General features: G+C 39.0%; 18 protein-coding genes. 8 read left to right on the forward strand and 10 right to left on the reverse strand.

Features of this window, described 5'->3' with window-relative positions:
• Window positions 1-8 precede the first annotated feature (8 nt).
• The 3 genes from PMAL9190_RS06065 to PMAL9190_RS06075 all read right to left on the reverse strand — a co-directional run bounded on the left by PMAL9190_RS06065 (window position 9) and on the right by PMAL9190_RS06075 (window position 2,673).
• Entirely contained in the window at window positions 9-518 is a 510-nt protein-coding gene (locus tag PMAL9190_RS06065) for a GNAT family N-acetyltransferase (RefSeq protein WP_087844365.1), read from the reverse strand.
• A 3-nt stretch (window positions 519-521) separates the two neighbouring features.
• Window positions 522-1,694 (reverse strand): MerR family transcriptional regulator, encoded by a 1,173-nt coding sequence (locus PMAL9190_RS06070; protein WP_087844366.1) that lies wholly within the window; start codon window positions 1,692-1,694, stop codon window positions 522-524.
• 187 nt (window positions 1,695-1,881) lie between these two features.
• On the reverse strand, window positions 1,882-2,673 hold the full coding sequence (locus tag PMAL9190_RS06075; protein ID WP_087844367.1) for a nitroreductase family protein: 792 nt from the start codon (window positions 2,671-2,673) through the stop codon (window positions 1,882-1,884).
• 178 nt (window positions 2,674-2,851) lie between these two features.
• On the opposite strand from PMAL9190_RS06075, the gene PMAL9190_RS06080 reads away from it, so the two are divergent.
• Window positions 2,852-3,859: a transposase gene (locus PMAL9190_RS06080; protein ID WP_087844368.1), complete on the forward strand. Its 1,008-nt coding sequence runs from the start codon at window positions 2,852-2,854 to the stop codon at window positions 3,857-3,859.
• 283 nt (window positions 3,860-4,142) lie between these two features.
• Here the strand turns inward: PMAL9190_RS06080 and PMAL9190_RS06085 are convergent, their stop codons facing one another.
• Window positions 4,143-5,240 (reverse strand): YdcF family protein, encoded by a 1,098-nt coding sequence (locus tag PMAL9190_RS06085; RefSeq protein WP_087844369.1) that lies wholly within the window; start codon window positions 5,238-5,240, stop codon window positions 4,143-4,145.
• Between the two features lie 522 nt (window positions 5,241-5,762).
• Between PMAL9190_RS06085 and PMAL9190_RS06090 the strand changes: the two genes are divergently transcribed.
• Window positions 5,763-7,469 carry an SgrR family transcriptional regulator gene (locus PMAL9190_RS06090; RefSeq protein ID WP_087844370.1) on the forward strand — a complete coding sequence of 569 codons (1,707 nt, stop codon included), beginning with the start codon at window positions 5,763-5,765 and terminating at the stop codon, window positions 7,467-7,469.
• A gap of 10 nt (window positions 7,470-7,479) precedes the next feature.
• Here the strand turns inward: PMAL9190_RS06090 and PMAL9190_RS06095 are convergent, their stop codons facing one another.
• Window positions 7,480-7,941, reverse strand: a complete 462-nt coding sequence (locus PMAL9190_RS06095) for a DUF2753 family protein (RefSeq protein ID WP_087844371.1) — start codon at window positions 7,939-7,941, stop codon at window positions 7,480-7,482.
• 216 nt (window positions 7,942-8,157) lie between these two features.
• Entirely contained in the window at window positions 8,158-9,162 is a 1,005-nt protein-coding gene (ltaE, locus tag PMAL9190_RS06100; protein WP_200813395.1) for a low-specificity L-threonine aldolase, read from the reverse strand.
• Between the two features lie 246 nt (window positions 9,163-9,408).
• On the opposite strand from ltaE, the gene PMAL9190_RS06105 reads away from it, so the two are divergent.
• The gene (locus PMAL9190_RS06105; RefSeq protein ID WP_235004302.1) at window positions 9,409-9,705 is read left to right on the forward strand and encodes a hypothetical protein; all 297 of its coding nucleotides are present in this window, start codon (window positions 9,409-9,411) and stop codon (window positions 9,703-9,705) included.
• 90 nt (window positions 9,706-9,795) lie between these two features.
• Here PMAL9190_RS06105 and PMAL9190_RS06110 read toward each other — a convergent pair whose 3' ends face one another.
• From PMAL9190_RS06110 to PMAL9190_RS06120, 3 genes are read right to left on the reverse strand one after another with little or no spacing between them, the layout of a single operon-like run.
• Window positions 9,796-11,133, reverse strand: a complete 1,338-nt coding sequence (locus PMAL9190_RS06110) for an ATP-binding protein (RefSeq protein WP_087844373.1) — start codon at window positions 11,131-11,133, stop codon at window positions 9,796-9,798.
• Window positions 11,123-11,782, reverse strand: coding sequence for a response regulator transcription factor (locus tag PMAL9190_RS06115; protein ID WP_087844374.1), 660 nt, complete (start codon window positions 11,780-11,782; stop codon window positions 11,123-11,125). The genes PMAL9190_RS06110 and PMAL9190_RS06115 overlap by 11 nt, the downstream gene beginning before the upstream one ends.
• Window positions 11,779-12,129 (reverse strand): PepSY domain-containing protein, encoded by a 351-nt coding sequence (locus tag PMAL9190_RS06120; RefSeq protein WP_087844375.1) that lies wholly within the window; start codon window positions 12,127-12,129, stop codon window positions 11,779-11,781. The genes PMAL9190_RS06115 and PMAL9190_RS06120 overlap by 4 nt, the downstream gene beginning before the upstream one ends.
• A gap of 811 nt (window positions 12,130-12,940) precedes the next feature.
• Here PMAL9190_RS06120 and ppiC point away from each other — a divergent pair.
• The 3 genes from ppiC to PMAL9190_RS06135 all read left to right on the forward strand — a co-directional run bounded on the left by ppiC (window position 12,941) and on the right by PMAL9190_RS06135 (window position 14,302).
• A complete protein-coding gene (gene ppiC, locus PMAL9190_RS06125; RefSeq protein WP_060997947.1) occupies window positions 12,941-13,222 on the forward strand; it encodes a peptidylprolyl isomerase PpiC in 282 nt (93 codons plus the stop codon).
• Between the two features lie 140 nt (window positions 13,223-13,362).
• Window positions 13,363-13,833, forward strand: a complete 471-nt coding sequence (locus PMAL9190_RS06130; RefSeq protein WP_065167567.1) for a hypothetical protein — start codon at window positions 13,363-13,365, stop codon at window positions 13,831-13,833.
• A 121-nt stretch (window positions 13,834-13,954) separates the two neighbouring features.
• On the forward strand, window positions 13,955-14,302 hold the full coding sequence (locus PMAL9190_RS06135) for a hypothetical protein (RefSeq protein ID WP_087844376.1): 348 nt from the start codon (window positions 13,955-13,957) through the stop codon (window positions 14,300-14,302).
• Window positions 14,303-14,371: 69 nt separating this feature from the next.
• Here the strand turns inward: PMAL9190_RS06135 and PMAL9190_RS06140 are convergent, their stop codons facing one another.
• Complete coding sequence (locus PMAL9190_RS06140) at window positions 14,372-15,478, reverse strand: hypothetical protein (RefSeq protein WP_235004303.1); 1,107 nt, start codon at window positions 15,476-15,478, stop codon at window positions 14,372-14,374.
• Between the two features lie 255 nt (window positions 15,479-15,733).
• Here PMAL9190_RS06140 and PMAL9190_RS06145 point away from each other — a divergent pair, with 255 nt between their 5' ends.
• Window positions 15,734-16,015, forward strand: a complete 282-nt coding sequence (locus PMAL9190_RS06145; RefSeq protein WP_087844377.1) for a hypothetical protein — start codon at window positions 15,734-15,736, stop codon at window positions 16,013-16,015.
• Between the two features lie 164 nt (window positions 16,016-16,179).
• Window positions 16,180-17,379 carry an enoyl-CoA hydratase/isomerase family protein gene (locus PMAL9190_RS06150; RefSeq protein ID WP_087844378.1) on the forward strand — a complete coding sequence of 400 codons (1,200 nt, stop codon included), beginning with the start codon at window positions 16,180-16,182 and terminating at the stop codon, window positions 17,377-17,379.
• The last annotated feature ends 98 nt before the right edge of the window (window positions 17,380-17,477 follow it).

Raw genomic sequence — 17,477 nt, forward strand, 5'->3', positions numbered from 1 at the left:
TTTTGTTGTTAGCTTTCAAAGAATGCTGAGTGGTAACTAACTTCGCCTGTTGGAATCGTATTTGTAAATGCCTTAGCCATAAAATAGTCAGCAGGAACACCAGCTAATGTTAAATTTGGCTGTGACTTAAATCCAAAACGCGCATAATATTGTGGCTCACCAAGCAATACTACACCTTCAATGCCTTGTGTTTTTAGTTGCGATAAGCCGAAACGAATCAGCGCACTACCAATACCTTCTCCTTGGCGTTCAGGAGTGACTGATAGTGGACCTAATCCATACCACGTTGATTGCTCGCCGTTGATCCAGATCGGAGAAAAAGCAATATGGCCAATAATGTTGTTTTCATCTTCGCAAACTAAAGATAGTGCCAGCATGTTGGCTTTCCGTAGTTTATCAATAATCAGATGCTCGGTTGGTTTTGCCCCTGGTTCATGGTGGGGGTGGTTTTCAAATGCACAATAAGTTAATTCGGCAATGTTTTCTTTATCTGATGCTTTTTCTGCTCTAATTTCCATGCGTTACCTTTTGCTTTTTAATACAAATAAGTGGTATCCGTATTCACCTAAGTATTGATCGTGAATGTGGATCTCTTGACGTAAATCATTAACTGCGTTTGATTTATAATCGTTATCACCAATGTCATTAAGTTTTTGTTTTAGTGGAACTAAATAATTCAGCCATGATTGCTCGCTTTGGGTAAAACTGGTGATGACCTCATAGCCTGCATTTATGATGTCAGTCGTTCTTTGTTGTTTTGAGGTCATGTCGGGATAATTTTTCTGCCAAAACTCATATGCTTCAATGCTAGGAGTCTCGGTCAACCATACCAAGTCACTGATGACTACGTAGCCATGCGGTTTGAGAAATCGCTGCCATTGTTTCAGTGCATTATTGACTCCCATGATATAAGCACTGCCTTCAGCCCAAATTACATCAAACTGTTGTTCTTCAAATGGCATTGCCATCATGCTGCTACAATTGGTTGTAATACGTTCGTTAATTGGCTGATGTTTTATCTTTTCTTTTAAACAGCTTAAGTGATATTCATCGTTATCCAGTGCCGTTAGACTAAAACCAGAATGGTGTGCTAGTAGGCAGGTTGTGAGCCCCTTGCCACAACCAACGTCTAATGCGTTGCCAGTGTTAATAGGTAAGGCATGTAGGGCTTGCAGCGAGTCATCATCGTCGCTAGGGCCTAGTCGATCCAGCCCATAAAAAATACTTTCAAAATCAGCCATATACTGCTCGTGCTCATTGATGTTTTTTGATAACCATTTGAGTCTTAATGCTTCTTTTTCATTGAACCCTTGTTGTTTTAGCCACTCTAAATGCGCTAAAGGAGCAGTACGTTCAATTGTTTCGTGCCAATTACATGATGCGTTCATTCCCAGCATTGATGAGAGCAATTGTTTAGCGTGCTGTTTCGTTGCTATTTCTTGCTCAAGTACTTGCAACCTATCCATTAACATGTCGCGGTTTATTTTACCGTCAAGACAAGACTGGCATTCTTTAAGGGTGAGCCCACCTGCTTGTAATTGCTGTAATAATCTAATGCGCTGGAGATCGTTATCAGAATAATACCGATAGCCGTTGGTTTGTCTTTTAGCCTTAATTAACCCAAGTTTTTCGTAATAAAGCAGTGTTGAGCGACTTAAATTTACGTGTTGGGCTAATTCAGAAATATGGTACATAAAGGAGTCCTCTCAACAGATGCGGCATCATAAACTATAAAGCTTTAGACAGGTCAAGTCCCAATGAATAATAAGGCCATTTTATCTATCAGAATGAGTGTAATAGGGGATAGTGAAGAGAAAAATGAGGTGTTAAACAATGGCGGAGAGCAGATTGATATCCGCCATGTATTATAAAGAGCTGTTATCAAACATGAGTAATGATGGTTTCTGCATTGTTCACGCGGTGGCGCTCAGCATAAATACCATCTTGCGCGCGAGGGCCACAACCAATGATCATGGTGATTTCATCTTGAGAGTTTAAGCCTAGCAGTTGTTTTACCCGTTTAGAATCAAAACCTTCCATAGGGCAGGTGTCGTAACCTTCAGCACGCATTGCGGTCATAAACGTCATTGCCGCAAGAGAGGTACTTTTATGTAAACATACCCGTAAATCTGCTTTACTGACTTCGCGCACCATCGGCTTGTTACGGCCTAAATACGCCACAATTACCTTACGAGCGATACCAAAAAGACCTAAGCGATCATTACGATATAAGAACGGGATCAGCTTTTCATAATATTTAAGTGCTCGTTTTGAGGTGGCATCTTCACGGCCTTCAAACGCCTGTCGTACTTGCGCCGCATTCATTTTAGTACGCTGTTTCCACTTATAAGGCGTGGTAGTTATAACAATTAATTCGCGTGCTGTTTTGGCTGCATTTTGGCCCATACATAATTTAGCTAATTGCTGGCGTTTATCGCTATTTATCACTCGATGAAATTGCCATAGTTGCATGTTGGAGCTATTAGGCGAAAGCACCGCTAATTCAAGTGCACGTTGTACAGCATCATGATCAAAAGCACTATCAGCGTCATACTTACGCACTGAACGACGGCTATGGACTAATGCTGCATATTGTTCAGCTTTGGAAACGTCATTTGGACGTGGAGTAGGTTCAACAGATTTGGACTGCTGTTGCTCTGGTGTTTCTATCATGGCAAAACAACCTATTTATCGATAAAAATAATTGCTCATATTTCTACCTGTTATTGGCTTGTTAAGCAAGTGGGTGACGGTTTACAAGTCGCACATAGAAGAGCTGAGGACAGCCATAACATTGCACATCAATCCTCAGCGACTACACTTAAGCTTCAAGTTGCTTATGGTGAAACCAATGACAATCTCAAGACGCAAATTGATCGAGCCTCAAATTACACCTTTTTACCATGTGATTAATCGCTGTGTACGGCGTGCGTATTTATGTGGTGACGATCCCTATAACGGCAAGAACTATCATCATCGTCGCGGGTGGATAGTAAATAAAATCAAACAATTAGCCACTGTTTTTTGTATCGATGTTTGTGCTTATGCGGTGATGAGTAACCATTATCATTTGGTACTGAAAATAGATACCGAACAGCAAAAAAAGCTAACGCCGAAAGCAGTAATATCGCGCTGGTTGCAACTATTTAATGGTCATCCTATTGCGGTCGATTTCTTAAAAGAAGGACAAGTAGACGCAGAAAAACAGCAGGCGTTATCAAATTTAATCACTGAATGGCAGCAACGATTAGGCAGTATTAGTTGGTTTATGCGCTGTCTTAATGAGGAAATAGCACGCAAAGCCAATAAAGAAGACCAATGTAAAGGCGCGTTTTGGGAAGGGCGATTTAAGTCTCAAGCACTATTAGATGAACAAGCGTTACTATCGTGCATGATGTATGTTGATTTAAACCCAATCAGGGCTGGCGTTACACCGTCACTAGAACAATCAGATTTTACCTCGATTCAGCAACGTATTCGTGAATATCTGCAACCTAGAACCACCACTAAACAACCACCATCAAAGAAAAGTCATTTTCAATTATTACCCTTTGTTGGTGCTGAGCATCAGGCTAAAACGGCAGGAATAAACTTTGCTTTTGCCGACTATCTTGAACTTATCGACTGGACTGGTCGTTGTATTCGTGAAGATAAACAAGGTGTTATAACATCGAATCAACCCAAGATTTTACAACAATTGGGAATAACGCCAGACGCTTGGCTTGAGCATAGTGAACAATTTATGGAACGTTACGCTAATGTCAGTGGGAAATGGTCTCGAATGTGTGCCTTTAAACAACATGCTGGTGGGCATTGGTGTAAAGGAAAATCGGCGAGTCACCGGCTACATCCTAACTAGAGTTAGCTTATTTATGATCGAATGAAAATACCGCAATGGCTGTTAGGATTGTGGGTATTGTTGATCGTGAAATATGATAATAGCGGTTATTTTACTAATAAATTAAATAAGAAGTGGTAATTTTTACAGTAAAAGTATCTTCTGTTGGCGAAATAGATTAATTCTTTAGAAACTTGATTGCAGAATAAAATATATGGCTGTCCACAATTCTTTTAAGCGCTGCTACATCTGCTGTGGCAGCGCTTTTTTATAACTATTCGATATCAAGCTGAGGTCTTAAATCTTAACGTGACTCTAGCGGGTACGAGCGGTAGCTCCACATGCCATAGGTACGCAGTGCATCGCGGTAAATGCCAAGTAATTCAGCATCGTTTGCTGTTGCTAGTTCTTTAAGCGGTTTGTCTGGGTAACTTACCGTATCAAAAGCGATATTTTGTGGGCCAGTCTGCCAGCTTGCGATTTCAAATAGGGTTTGACCACGTCGAACATGGCTTGCTGAGCTAATAATGGTGGCGTGTTTGATGTTATGTCGCGCTAAAGCATAACTACTGTATAACGCATTATCGACGGTGCTGGTGGCGTAGTTTTCTTCAATAATACGATCTTTGCTAATGCCTTTTTCAATAAGCCAGTCAGCCATTAATTTACCTTCGGTTTTATGGTTCATTGGCACACCACCTGTCAATATGATAATTGCATCAGGGTTGGCTTTTGCCATCGCGAGGGTAGTTTCAAGACGTTCAATTAAGATTGGGTGCATTGAGCCGTCAGGATTTAGCGCATAGCCTAGTGTGATGATTGCACCTTTGTCATCCAGTTTGTCTTTATTTGCATGCTCTTTTAGTGGTGTTGCCACGATACGATCGACTGTTGCAAAAATACGTTGAATATCTGCTGCTCTACCTGGATTTAATTTAGCCAGTGCTGTCATATGTTTATCTGATGCGGCTTGGTTACCTTTAAAATGCTGCCATACTGCAAGGTAAGCATGTAAATCGATATCATCAGGAGCGACGGAAAGTGCTTGTTGGAAAAGTGAAATCGCTCGATCAACATTTTTGTTATAGATCTGCGCATTAGCTGCGGAAATCAGTAAGTCTGTACGGTATGGCTCAAGCTTGTAAGCTTCAAGTAGTCGGTTGGTTACAATCTCCATATTACTTGGCATTTTAGCGGTAAAGCCAGCATGAGAAATGCGAGCCGGAGATTTAAATGCGATTACTGCATCATTTAATAGTTGGTCGACAACTTGACGCTTAGTGACAAGCTGCGAGTAATCGGTAGAAGATTGAATGGTGGTGTCGTTTGTCGCAAAAGAATAAGGGGCAGCGGTTAGTGCTAATACACTAGCAAGGGTGAAGCTAATCAGGTTCTTCTTCATGTTTTATCCGGATTATCTGTCTTTTAATATTCGTATAAGTGATTTTTTATTCTAGTTTTATGCGATATATAAACTGTGAAAACAGTCCCACTTTGTAACATGGCAAATTAATGCAATCGATTATTGTGACTTTTATTCTGTAACTTGATTTTAGTGGTTGATTATTGATCGATAATCACATTCATGCATTCGGGGTTTACAAGTAGAACGGTGAATGAAAGAGGTCAGTTCAGATTGCAATGTGGGTGATGTTGAATTGTGTTGATTCTTAAAAGAGGAAAACTGGCTGAAATAATATGGGTATTACATCAGCCAGCGTTATTAATGATCACTCAGGAGTCATAATATGTTGGGGGAACTTATTAAAGACAATGTTCATTAACCTTGTCAGTACATTAACGCCGCAGAGTAAGCATGTGTATTTTTACTCTGTAGTCGAACGTTTTTGTTTTGACCCTGCTTATTTTAAGTTAAAGTAGAAAAGTTAAAAGTGCATAAATTAATAAATAAGGTTCCTCTTTTATGAGTGGTCAAAGGCTTAAATTGCAATTTCAGCGTCTTTATAATCACTTCGGCGGCGATAGCATTGAGACTAATCTGCAAGATATTGCAGAAGTCCTATTTTGTACTCGACGCAACGTACGCATGGTGATCAATAAAATGGTGTCTGAAGGTTGGATTGATTGGCAACCTGCCGTGGGACGAGGTAAACAATCTCGACTTATTTTTAATAATACAGACAGCGAGTTACAGCTTAATTATGCACGGAAATTAGTGGCAGAAGGTAAATTGGAACCGGCCTTAGTCACGTTAGATCATAATGCTGAAAAATTGGTGCAATTAATTCAAGAACAGCTCGGTATTTCTCATCATCAAGGCAAGCAAATTGTCCGTTTACCTTATTATCGAAGCTTTGAAAATATCACACCATTAAAGCCATTACGTCGTTCAGAGCAACATCTAGTCAGACAAATTTTTAGTGGTTTAACACAGCTAAATGAGGAAAAAGGGGAAGAAGAAACTGTTGTTGGTGATATAGCTCACACATGGGAGGCCATTACACCACGTCATTGGCGATTCTATCTTCGACCTGCAATTCGTTTTCATGATGGACGCTTGTTAGATAGCCACGATATTTTTGCGACTTTTTCTAAGGTGAAGCAATTGTCATTGTTTGCTCATATTGATGAGGTTACTTCGCCATTTAGCAATATTATTGATTTTCATTTATCGCAAGACGATTATCACTTTCCTGATTTGCTCGCCAATACAAACGCCATGATCCAGCCTGCTAACCATGCATCATTGCCTGATTACGAGACATTTCCTATTGGTACCGGGCCTTATAAAGTGGTCGTTAACGATAAACAGCGCTTTAAATTAGAAGCCTTTGAGCAATATTTTGGTTTTAGAGCGTTAACTGATGTGGTAGAAGTGTGGATTCTAAATAGCTTCGCCGCCTGCTATTTACAGCCGACAAGCAGCGATACATTAGAGCACAATGTTCATATTTCATCACGGCTATCGATGGATCAAGGCTGCACTTTTTTATTATTAAATCGTATATCAGGTTTGGCACAACAGCCGGATTGGTTGAATTATTTTCAGTCGCGTTTGTATAGCCTTAATGTGATGCGTGAGATGGATTTAACGCAAGTCGGCGATTTTAAATTATTTAATGCTTATGGCTTATTGCCAGGTTGGATCCACACGCAGCAATTGCCAGAGCCTGTAGCTATTCCAAATAAAAGGCTTGTGACATTGGCTTATCAGCAAGAGCATCCTATTTATCCTTACATTGCTGATTTAATAGAAAAAATATTAGCCAAAGATGGTATAAGATTAAAAGTTATAGAGCTAAGCTATGAAGACATTATTCTTGGTAAGCAGGTCGAAAAAATTGATATTTGGTTAAATGGTATGAGCCTTGGTAGTAATCGTAGTGATGCGATTTTGTCATGGTTACATAATTTTGATCATATTCAACGTGTTATGCCTACCAATGAGTTTAAGCGGTTGCAGCAGGTGATCAGTGAGTGGCGTTCAACGCCTAAAAGGGCATTTCCCAGTGATATTATTGGCCAAACGTTGTCGCAAACCGGACAAACGATCCCTTTGTTTCATAACTGGCTAGGTGTCGATGATAGTGTCCAGCTACAAGGGATGGAATCGAACTTACTCGGTTGGTTTGATTTTAAATCGGTGTGGAGCAAACCTCAACATACCTAACCGTTGCAGCTTAATACCTAAGATTTAAATGTTGCTGAGCTGCCATAAAGGTGACATGTAAATCAATTAAATCTTGGCTTTGTTGTTGCCACTGTGGTTGTGGTTGGCTTTGGCAAAATTCAAGTAATGTAACAATAACCGTATCGAGTTTTTTTAATCCCCAGCGTTTAGTGGTGGCACTCTGTTGTGGATCGCAGACTAAAGCCTGTAATTTTGCATAGGGGAGTTGAATATAAGTAAAGGCAAGCTGTGGTTGTTGATGGTGATAAAACTGACAGATTTTTTGGCAACCATCAAGCCAATATGCAAGGGCTTCTTCTTGTTGATGATCGCCAATGTTGTTGTGCTCAGGCGTTGTAAATAGCGCTGCTGGTGTCGTGGTAATAATAGCGATAAGCGGGGGAATATTATTAGGATTGTCTTCGCTATACCATGCTTTAATTGTGGTTAGCCATACTTGTATATTATCCATATCATCGTCCTTGGCTGGTTATGGTTACACTAATATTGTAGAAAAGTTTGTTTTTTTATTACCTTTATTTATAAGCGTAGTTGATATGTTCTATTTGGGGAACAGAATTAGAAGTAGATTATCAGGTTGTGATGAATATCAATATTTGTCATAAAAGCCCATAGTCACGGGTGAGTGATATGGGCTAGTCAGTGAGTGTGGATCAGTTATTTATGTTTATAAAACACTTTTTAATGCGGCGATAAAAGTATCAATATCGTTTGTTGTAACATCAAGGTGAGTAACGAAACGCATTGGATTACCGCCACTAATTAAAATACCTTGTTGCTTTAAGGTATCGATTAATTGAGCTTGATCGATATGCTGATCTACTTTGGCAAATGCCATATTGGTTTGAATATGATCAAGGTTTACACTAAAGCCTTCAACAGTGTTTAGTTGTTCTGCTAAATAACGCGCATTGCGATGATCATCAGCAAGACGTTCAACATTTTCTGTTAATGCAAGTTTACCTGCAGCTGCAATAATGCCAGCTTGACGCATACCACCACCGAGCACTTTACGCCAGCGACGGGCTTTAGCAATTAAGGTTTTATCGCCTAATAATAAAGAGCCAATAGGTGCGCCTAACCCTTTTGATAAACAGATCGTAAATGAATCGAAGTATTTAACGATGTCAGTAATATCAACATTCATTGCTACTGCAGCATTATAAACACGTGCGCCATCAAGGTGCAGTTGCAAGCCGTGTTGATCAACAAACTCACGGGCTTGTTGAATATATGTAAGCGGTAGCACTTTTCCGTTAATGGTATTTTCAAGGCTAAGTAGCTTAGTACGTGCAAAGTGAGGATCGAGTGGCTTAATTGCGGCGCTGAGTTTCGCAAATGGAATGCTACCGTCAGGATCATTTTCTAAAGGTTGAGGTTGGATTGAACCTAATATTGCTGCACCGCCACCTTCAAATTTATAGTTGTGTGCTTGTTGGCCACAAAGGTATTCATCGCCACGTTCACAATGTGCCATCAGTGCAAGTAAGTTAGCTTGCGTTCCTGAACTACAATAAATAGCTGCCTCAAAGCCATGTCGTTCAGCTGCCCACTGTTCAAGATCATTAACTGTTGCGTCATCACCATAAACATCATCACCAACGACAGCAGAGGCGATTAATTGACGCATTTTTTCTGATGGGCGGGTTACTGTATCTGAGCGAAAATCTATCATTTATTGTTATCTTCCTGTTTGGCTTTCCATAATATTTTTAATATATCATTCTGTGATTTAAATGATCTATAGTTCTCTTGACTTTTTATTACGGTAAATGTGCATGAATAAGCAATTGAATGTATTAAGAGAGTGATTAATAATCATAAAAAGTCCTCTAACATCAATATATGAACCTACACTTATTAAAGGGATGTGGCTGGGTGCACAACACTCGACTTTATAAGAAACAGGGAGAGAACTATGATGTTAGTGGAACAACGAAATTTTACGTTATGTGGTAATCAACAAGGTAATGCTTGTGTAAGAGTGATCCCTACAGGGAAGTTAGAAGTTATTATTGCTGATGATGATTCTTTATGTGAGGCAGAATTTTCACAATTGTGGTTTAACAAAGCAGGCATGAAAACATTATTAGTATGTCGTGAACAAGAGCAAGTCTGTTGGCAATTAGACCTCACAAATAAGGATGCTAAAGAACTTGAAGCGTTAATTGAATCAGCACAAGAAGAGTTTGAGATTCTGATGCGTGCGTTGTAGATTCTAGGAAAATAATATGTTGATGTTATCGAATTAAGCCCTACAAGTGTTGTTCTTGTAGGGCTTTCATTTGTGGTTATGTTTCAGATCTTAGTTTCGCGGAATAGGTAGATAAAGCATTGCTTTTAAGCCACCTAGCGTACTGTGAGTTAAGACTAAATCACCGCGATAACTATGCGCTAGTTCATTAACAATATTGAGCCCAAGTCCAGTACCTGGCGTATTTTCATCTAACCGAACCCCACGTTTTAGTACTTGCTTGCACTTTTCAGTGGCGATACCGGGGCCATCATCTTCAATGACTAGCACAATATGACCATCAACAATGGGTTCTTGATAAACGCGAATGAGACTATTGGCCCATTTATAGCTATTTTCAATCAAGTTACCGATCATTTCGTCTAAATCGCTTTTTTCAACCGCAATTACCACATCACTATCAAGTTCATTCACCAGCACCACGCCACGATGGGCATAGACTTTATCCATCGCCAATGAGATTGCATCAATACGGTGTGACAGTGCCGTTTTGGTCGCAAGAATATTCATCGCGCCAGCCATGCGTGCACGACCTAAATGATAGTCAATATGTTGCTGCAACTGTTGCAATGCAGGTGCCAGTTTAGCTTGCGTTGTTGGATCTAATAACGACACTTCATTATTTAGGATCGCAATCGGTGTTTTTAACGCATGGGATAAATTCCCCGAGTGGTTTCTCGCCCGTAATAACAACTCTTGATAATGAAAAAGCAGTGCGTTTAGATCATCAATAACGGGCTGGATCTCAACCGGATAAAGGCCTGTAAGCTCGGTTGAATGACCTTCACGTACTTCAATGAGGTTTTTACGCAGTTTACGTAATGGCCATAACGACCAACTCACTTGCAATGTTGTTAATGCTAAAATGCCAATTGCCATAATGGTCAGAATCACCCACAAACCATGAGTTAATTGCTGTAGTGTTTTTAATAGTTTGTCTTGATTAACCGCCACTGATAATTCGATAGGGTAATCACTGTCAGGCAAACTAAACTTACGCTTTACAACAATAAGTGATTGATTGTTAGGGCCTTCAAAGCCTTTCTTATCATTGCCTCTGATGGTGGTATCCCATAATGAGCGTGATCGTAAAACTTGTTTATTGAGTTTTAATGACCAATATAAACCACTGTATGGAAAATTAAAGCGTGGGTTTGATAGGCGGCCATCAACAAATAATTGACCGTGTTTATCAATATCTACCTGTGCGGTAATTTGATCCATGTAGAGGTATAGCTGTGATTTTTCTTGTTCAATTAAGTAGGTTTTAATAAAAGAGGGAACAAGGTAACCGGCGGATAATGTAATCGCCAATAACCAAACTGCTGCAGCAATCAGCAGTCGGTTACGAATACTTGGTCGGCGATTTTTTATTGGATTAGTTAGCATTGATACGATATCCAAGACCACGTACTGTCTTGATTACATCATTACCAATTTTGCGGCGAATACGACCAATAAACACTTCAATAGTATTAGAATCGCGATCGAAATCTTGCTTATAAATATGTTCAACTAACTCAGTTCGAGAGATAACTTTGTCGGTATTGTGCATTAAATATGACAATACTTTAAATTCAAGAGCGGTTAAATCGATCACTTGATCTTGCCAAGTTACTTTTGAAGTACGCGTGTCTAAACTCAACTCTCCAGCTTGAATTATAGGTGAAACATTGCCTGTTGCACGACGTAACTGGGCACGGACACGCGCAATTAATTCAACCATTTGAAACGGTTTAGTGAGGTAATCATCGGCACCAGCATTTAAACCATCAACACGTTGAGTAAGCTCATTACGTGCGCTGAGGATCACTACCGGGCAATTAACGTTCTCTTCACGAATGCCTTTTAAAACCGTGATACCATCAAGTTTAGGTAGGCCTAAATCAAGCACTATTGCATCCCATGGTTCAGATGTTGCACGATAAAGTGCATCAATACCATCGGCAGAGTGCTCTGCAACCCAACCATTTTGCTCTAAACCGGTGACAATTTGCTCACCTAATGTTACATCATCTTCAACGACTAAAATTTTCATTTTGGAACCTTAAGGACACTTTCAAGGTGGCGTCCTTTTATTTCTATCATTTTAAGAGTACGGGCTTCATACTCGACTTTAATAATATTATTGTTAGCATCAATAAGCTTTAATTCGTAGATCCATTCATTATCATCTTTATCTAATTCAACACGAATAATACGGGCTAATAGCTGCTGGTGGACACGATGTTGCAGTGCTGAAAAAGGTTGAATCAGTCCTTGGGCGACAGCATCCATAACATTATCATGATGTTCATCAACATCCGTCGTCGGCGCGGCAATCACCTGATAACTAAAGAAGCTGATAAATCCAATAAGATATAAATATTTGTAATGTTTTTTCATATTTATAACTGTAACTAAGTAGCCATGAATGGAAAATGAATAGCCCTATTATAGATAGATTATTTATTTTGTAAGCCTTTAAATTTTTTCAGCTTTTTAAAGTTACTGTCGCTGAAAGCATAAAAGTGTCTTTTTAAGATGCCTAGTCTAAGTTTAGTCGTTTTATTACACGTTAAGTTAGCAATAGTAAAGTTGATTAAGCCACTGCACATGCCCGAGTCTACACTCCGTCATTTCTTACAGCGCATGCCTGAGTATACACTCTGTATCTTCCTACAACACATGCCCGTGTCCAAATTCCGTCATTCCCTACAGTGAATGCCCGCGAGGGCGATAGGGAATCTACCATCCACGCGTTGTAGAGCTATTTTCGCTGGCTTCTTTAATGCTCAAACACGGGCTGAATAGTTTACGGATAGTCATCATAAAAATATGGCTGTCCCATGTTTTGCTATGTTTCGGCACATGCCCGTGTTCCAAACTCCGTCATTCCCTACAGTGAATGCCCGCGAGGGCGATAGGGAATCTACCATCCGCGCGTTGTAGAGCTATTTTCGCTGGCTTCTTTAATGCTCTAACACGAGCTGAATAGTTTACGGATAGTCTTTATGAAAATATGGCTGTCCTGTGTTTGTCACTTTATGTTTTCACGAGGCTATTAACTGATTGATTATAATGAGGTCGTTAGGGCACGTTATGCTTTCAGCGACAGTTACAATATAACGCTCGCCATTAGCGTTTTATAATAACTAATGCGATAATCCCCGCATAAGTTAAACCTTCATAGTATAGCGATAATAGGTTGATTAGCATGGCTTCAACAGCAGCAGCACTCCATATTTTAGTAAAACATAAAGAACAAGCAGACGATATTCTTGCGCAGCTTAAAAAAGGTGCTAAATTTCAGACGCTTGCTAAAAAGTATTCAACTTGCCCATCAGGTAAAAGAGGTGGTGATTTAGGTGAATTTAAAAAAGGCGCAATGGTGCCAGCGTTTGATAAAGCAGTATTTAGCGGTAAAGTGCTAGAGCCAATCGGTCCAGTTAAGACTAAATTCGGTTACCATATTATCAAAGTGTTATACCGCACTTAATCGATAAGATTATGATAATGTTTAATAAGGCGCTGATGATTCGGCGCTTTTTTGTAACGGTAATGAGGCGAGGGTGGTTAGACCAAATTAACGCATCTAGTCAACCTGTCTTATAGTGATGTTTGGGTAGGGTTATTACAATGAACAAAGATCGACTTATTCGTGGAGGCGTATTTTACACTCTCGCGGCAATTGTTTTTTTCAGTGCCTTAGAAGCGGCAAAATTTATTTTTTTATTAGGCTCAAGTAAAACCTTGTATTCGATTTCTATTTTTATGTTTTCGCTTGGATACAGCACCTTATTATTGTTTGTATCGTATTCTTTAGGACAAAAACTGCTGTATGAAGGTAGCCGTAGCAACAAGCTATTTACCATTAAAAGACAATCAATGATGACATTGTGCATGCTGAGCTTATTTTCTGGTTTAAGTGTGATTAACATGATTGTGTTATCAGAGTTTGCTTCAGGTGCGTTGATTTCATCAACCTTGACCGATCTTAGTACGCTGTCTTTGCAGTACGGAGTGACAACGTTTATCGGCACATTGATAGTTTTATTTGTGGTGATGTGGGTAAATAACCTTATTGTCGACAAAGTAAAAACCGCGTAAAGCTCGCTTGATACGAGTCAAATTGGTTGTGGCAGCGTGTCGCAACCAATATTAATATTCCATTAAGCGATATAAGAGTATGCTTAGCCTTAATAATAGAAATTTTTCTTTAAGGAAAGGTATGCGTTATTCATTAATGATGGTTGGTGTGGTTGCACTTTTATCGGGTTGTAGTACTGCAGCTTTAACTTCGACGTCTTCTACAACACCAACACCAAAAACAACATCAGTTCAAACCACCAAGCCACTAACGCTCACTGAACAATTTATTCAGCATGGTTATGATGATGGTTGTAAAGATGCTTTGAATAATCAATGGCAACCGTCAAAAATGATCCTTGATGACATGAGAGGGGTTGAGAAAATGCGGTATGTTGAAGGTTGGAAGCAAGGCTATAAACATTGTGTTGTTGGCTTAGGGCCAGTAAAAATCAACGATACAATGCCAATTTCACATCAACAAAAGTAACCTAAGTGGCAATGATTGTGCCACTAAGTCATCGCTTTGCTTAAACGTTATGTTTGAGAATATTTTGTACTATTGATGAGTTTGGGTCCGCTGTTTGACAGGTTTTGGAATATAACGGCCTAATTCATCAATTTTACGGTTTTTAGAGAAGAACATTTCAAGTTCAAGCATAATGCCAAGATTCGCGTGATAATTGTAATCACGTGGAAATTCAAGCTGTGGTCGAGCAGCAAGATATAGCCAGTTTTTATATACTCGACGTTTCCATTCTGCAGAAACCCAATAGTTAGTCACTTCTTTTATTTCATCGGTATCTGCACTTATCCCCATTGAATATTCAAACAAATCCTTATCGGTTGTACGTTGATAAATATTGAATTGTTGTACCAGTTCCCATTTATCATCTTGTTGTAAATATTGTGCACTGGTTGTGGTTCTAAAAATGTTTTTTTGATTAGGCGTTAGAGCATAAAAGCCACTCATTTGAGTAAGTGTGCCAAGCCCTTTTGAATGATAATAGAAGACTTCTTGGTCAAATTGGGTGGTCCAATTTTGACTAATGCTATCAACGCGAGAAAGGCGCGCTTTGGTAAAAGGATCAAGCGGGAGTTTTATTTTAACACCAATATCAAAATCCGATGTCCAGTTGCCAAACCGTGCATATTGTAACCTAAATCCGCCAATAGTATTGCCTGTTTGAGTTTTACTACCAGATGCAATCCCGCGTTGCTTACTTTCAAGGCTGTCATAATCACTCGGTTCTGAATCGATGATCACTTTCCAATCACGTTTAACATGCGGTAAATCGAGTTTAAAGTAGATCTTGAAGTCATTTTCTAGTTTTCCTCGGTGGGAATAGACTGAACGGTGGCGAATTCGAAGATAGCTGCGGTTAGTCAGATTCGCTTTATCATCTGCTTTGGTTAGACTGTGATCGATATACTTTCCAATATCATGTACTGAGTCACAAATAGATTGTTGAGAACTATCTATCCATTGCTGCATCGTTTGTGAGTTATTGTCAGCATTATCATTGTTAACGGGTAGGTTATGCGATGACTTGTTGGTTACAGTGTCACTTTTTGGGGGTATTGTTGCCGCATCAATAGTCGCCGTATAGCAAAAGCATAATGGCAAAGAAAGGTAATAGATAATAATGTTATTAAAAGTATTCAATGCAGTCTTATATCCTTACTTTTGTCGCTAAAATTTAATTTTTATATCATGTATGACAACTATACTGATTAATAAATTAATGATTATTAGCTACAGTGTAGATGAATATGGTTATATTTATTGTGTTAATTGATAAGAATAATATTTTATATTTATAGTTTATTTTTGAGAGGTTAATACAATAAATAAGACAGAACAATCGCTTTTTGAACATCATTGTTGACTATCATTATTGTGAATTTGTTGGAGGGTAAAATGGATAATTCAGAATTTAAAAAGATCAAACAAGAAATGTCGGGAAAAGTGAATGCTATCTTTGATGATTTTGAAGAGTCAAATAATCGTTTACCTACGATGGAAGAATTCCGCGTTATTATTGCCGATACTGCAGATAATTATTTAGGTCCGATGGAACAAAATGTTATTGATGGCATTAATACTAATTTAGAGCGCCAACGGATACGAGAGAAATCGTTATGGGAGGCGGTAACAGAACTTGAGGCAGAGGTTCGTCTTCAGCATGGTGGTGATAGTTAATGTGTCTCATGATAGCTTTATAGAAGCGATATGTTAGTAATAAATGTCATTGTTATAAAACTGGAAACTCTGTTTTCAACACTTTTTATTAACAATCAGTAAGCGAGAGGCTATAAAGAGCATATTATTGCTAAGTAAATGGATTCTTATTGAGAGGTTTATGGATGACTGGAACAGTAAATATACTTGAAATTCGTTGTGGTAGTGGGCATGCAATCGGTGTATTGGAGTTAGATAATACATCGTCACTCAATGCGTTAACCTTGACGATGCTAAAAACGATTCAGCAGCAGTTATTACATTGGCAACATGATGAAAATATAGTGAGTGTCATTATTCAAGCCGCTGGTGAAAAGGCATTTTGTTGTGGTGCTGATATTCGCGCGCTTTATTATGCATTAGAAAATGACCCTGCTGTAACGGCGGTTAATCAGAGTATTGCTGCGACAACGGATGATTATATTCAGCGTACTAATAATGAACAAAGTTATTTAGCTAAGCCATTTTTAATTGATTATTTTACACTTGAATATAGCTGTGATTATTTAATTCATCATTATCCTAAGCCTATTATTGCTTGGGGAAATGGCTTAATTATGGGAGGCGGACTAGGATTATTTATTGGAGCGAGTCATCGAGTTGTGACACCTTCAGCTTCACTTGCGATGCCAGAAATAAAGATTGGTCTTTATCCTGATGTTGGTGCGACATGGTTTTTAAATCAATTGCCATCTGGTATTGGTTTATTTCTTGGTCTAACAGGAGCCGATGTTAATGCCAGTGATGCGTTAGATCTTGCGATGGCAGATCATCTTATTGTGGATAAAGATCGTGAACGTTTAATTAAGCAGCTAAAACATTATCCTTGGCAGAATATTGCACAAGAGCGTGTTGGCACTGTTGTTACTGAAATTTTGACTGCAATAGCAACGGATTCAGAAAAACAACGTCCACCAAGTGAAATGATCCCGTATTTTGCTCAAATTCAGGCAGCCTGTGTTGCGCCAACACTTGATATTGTTTATGAGCAAATTAAGGCTATTTCAGGTATGGGAACTTGGCTTGAAAATGCAAAGCAAACTTTGAATGAAGGCAGCCCATTATCCGCCCATATTTGTTTCCATCAAATGCAGCACTATCAACAAGCAAGTTTGGCTGATTGCTTCTTAATGGAGTTATCACTGTCTGTTCGATGCGGTTTGATAGGAGAGTTTCAAGAGGGTGTTAGAGCACGACTTATTGATAAAGATAATCAGCCAAAATGGTTATATAAAACGCTTTCGGACGTAGATACACGTCTGGTGGATTGTTTATTTACACCTTTATGGCACCAGCAACAAAATCCATTAGCTGATTTAGTCTAATTATAACCAGAAATAAACGGTGTTGTGTTTTCTCTGTTTTTGTCGTTAGTAATGTTAATCAGTGTCTTTAGAATATTTTATAAACAGGTTTAGGAGCA

Source organism: Photobacterium malacitanum, assembly GCF_900185615.1.
In the GTDB taxonomy this organism is placed as follows: domain Bacteria; phylum Pseudomonadota; class Gammaproteobacteria; order Enterobacterales; family Vibrionaceae; genus Photobacterium; species Photobacterium malacitanum.

Excerpts from the sequence above, each read along its gene's own strand:
- PMAL9190_RS06115 (WP_087844374.1), bottom strand. The coding sequence starts at position 11,782 with ATGAAAATTTTAGTCGTTGAAGATGATGTAACATTAGGTGAGCAAATT.
- PMAL9190_RS06065 (WP_087844365.1), bottom strand. The coding sequence starts at position 518 with ATGGAAATTAGAGCAGAAAAAGCATCAGATAAAGAAAACATTGCCGAA.
- PMAL9190_RS06145 (WP_087844377.1), top strand. The coding sequence starts at position 15,734 with ATGGATAATTCAGAATTTAAAAAGATCAAACAAGAAATGTCGGGAAAA.
- PMAL9190_RS06130 (WP_065167567.1), top strand. The coding sequence starts at position 13,363 with ATGAACAAAGATCGACTTATTCGTGGAGGCGTATTTTACACTCTCGCG.
- PMAL9190_RS06075 (WP_087844367.1), bottom strand. The coding sequence starts at position 2,673 with ATGATAGAAACACCAGAGCAACAGCAGTCCAAATCTGTTGAACCTACT.
- PMAL9190_RS06135 (WP_087844376.1), top strand. The coding sequence starts at position 13,955 with ATGCGTTATTCATTAATGATGGTTGGTGTGGTTGCACTTTTATCGGGT.
- PMAL9190_RS06095 (WP_087844371.1), bottom strand. The coding sequence starts at position 7,941 with ATGGATAATATACAAGTATGGCTAACCACAATTAAAGCATGGTATAGC.
- PMAL9190_RS06085 (WP_087844369.1), bottom strand. The coding sequence starts at position 5,240 with ATGAAGAAGAACCTGATTAGCTTCACCCTTGCTAGTGTATTAGCACTA.
- PMAL9190_RS06120 (WP_087844375.1), bottom strand. The coding sequence starts at position 12,129 with ATGAAAAAACATTACAAATATTTATATCTTATTGGATTTATCAGCTTC.
- PMAL9190_RS06090 (WP_087844370.1), top strand. The coding sequence starts at position 5,763 with ATGAGTGGTCAAAGGCTTAAATTGCAATTTCAGCGTCTTTATAATCAC.
- PMAL9190_RS06105 (WP_235004302.1), top strand. The coding sequence starts at position 9,409 with ATGATGTTAGTGGAACAACGAAATTTTACGTTATGTGGTAATCAACAA.
- PMAL9190_RS06150 (WP_087844378.1), top strand. The coding sequence starts at position 16,180 with ATGACTGGAACAGTAAATATACTTGAAATTCGTTGTGGTAGTGGGCAT.
- PMAL9190_RS06080 (WP_087844368.1), top strand. The coding sequence starts at position 2,852 with ATGACAATCTCAAGACGCAAATTGATCGAGCCTCAAATTACACCTTTT.
- PMAL9190_RS06110 (WP_087844373.1), bottom strand. The coding sequence starts at position 11,133 with ATGCTAACTAATCCAATAAAAAATCGCCGACCAAGTATTCGTAACCGA.
- ppiC (WP_060997947.1), top strand. The coding sequence starts at position 12,941 with ATGGCTTCAACAGCAGCAGCACTCCATATTTTAGTAAAACATAAAGAA.
- PMAL9190_RS06070 (WP_087844366.1), bottom strand. The coding sequence starts at position 1,694 with ATGTACCATATTTCTGAATTAGCCCAACACGTAAATTTAAGTCGCTCA.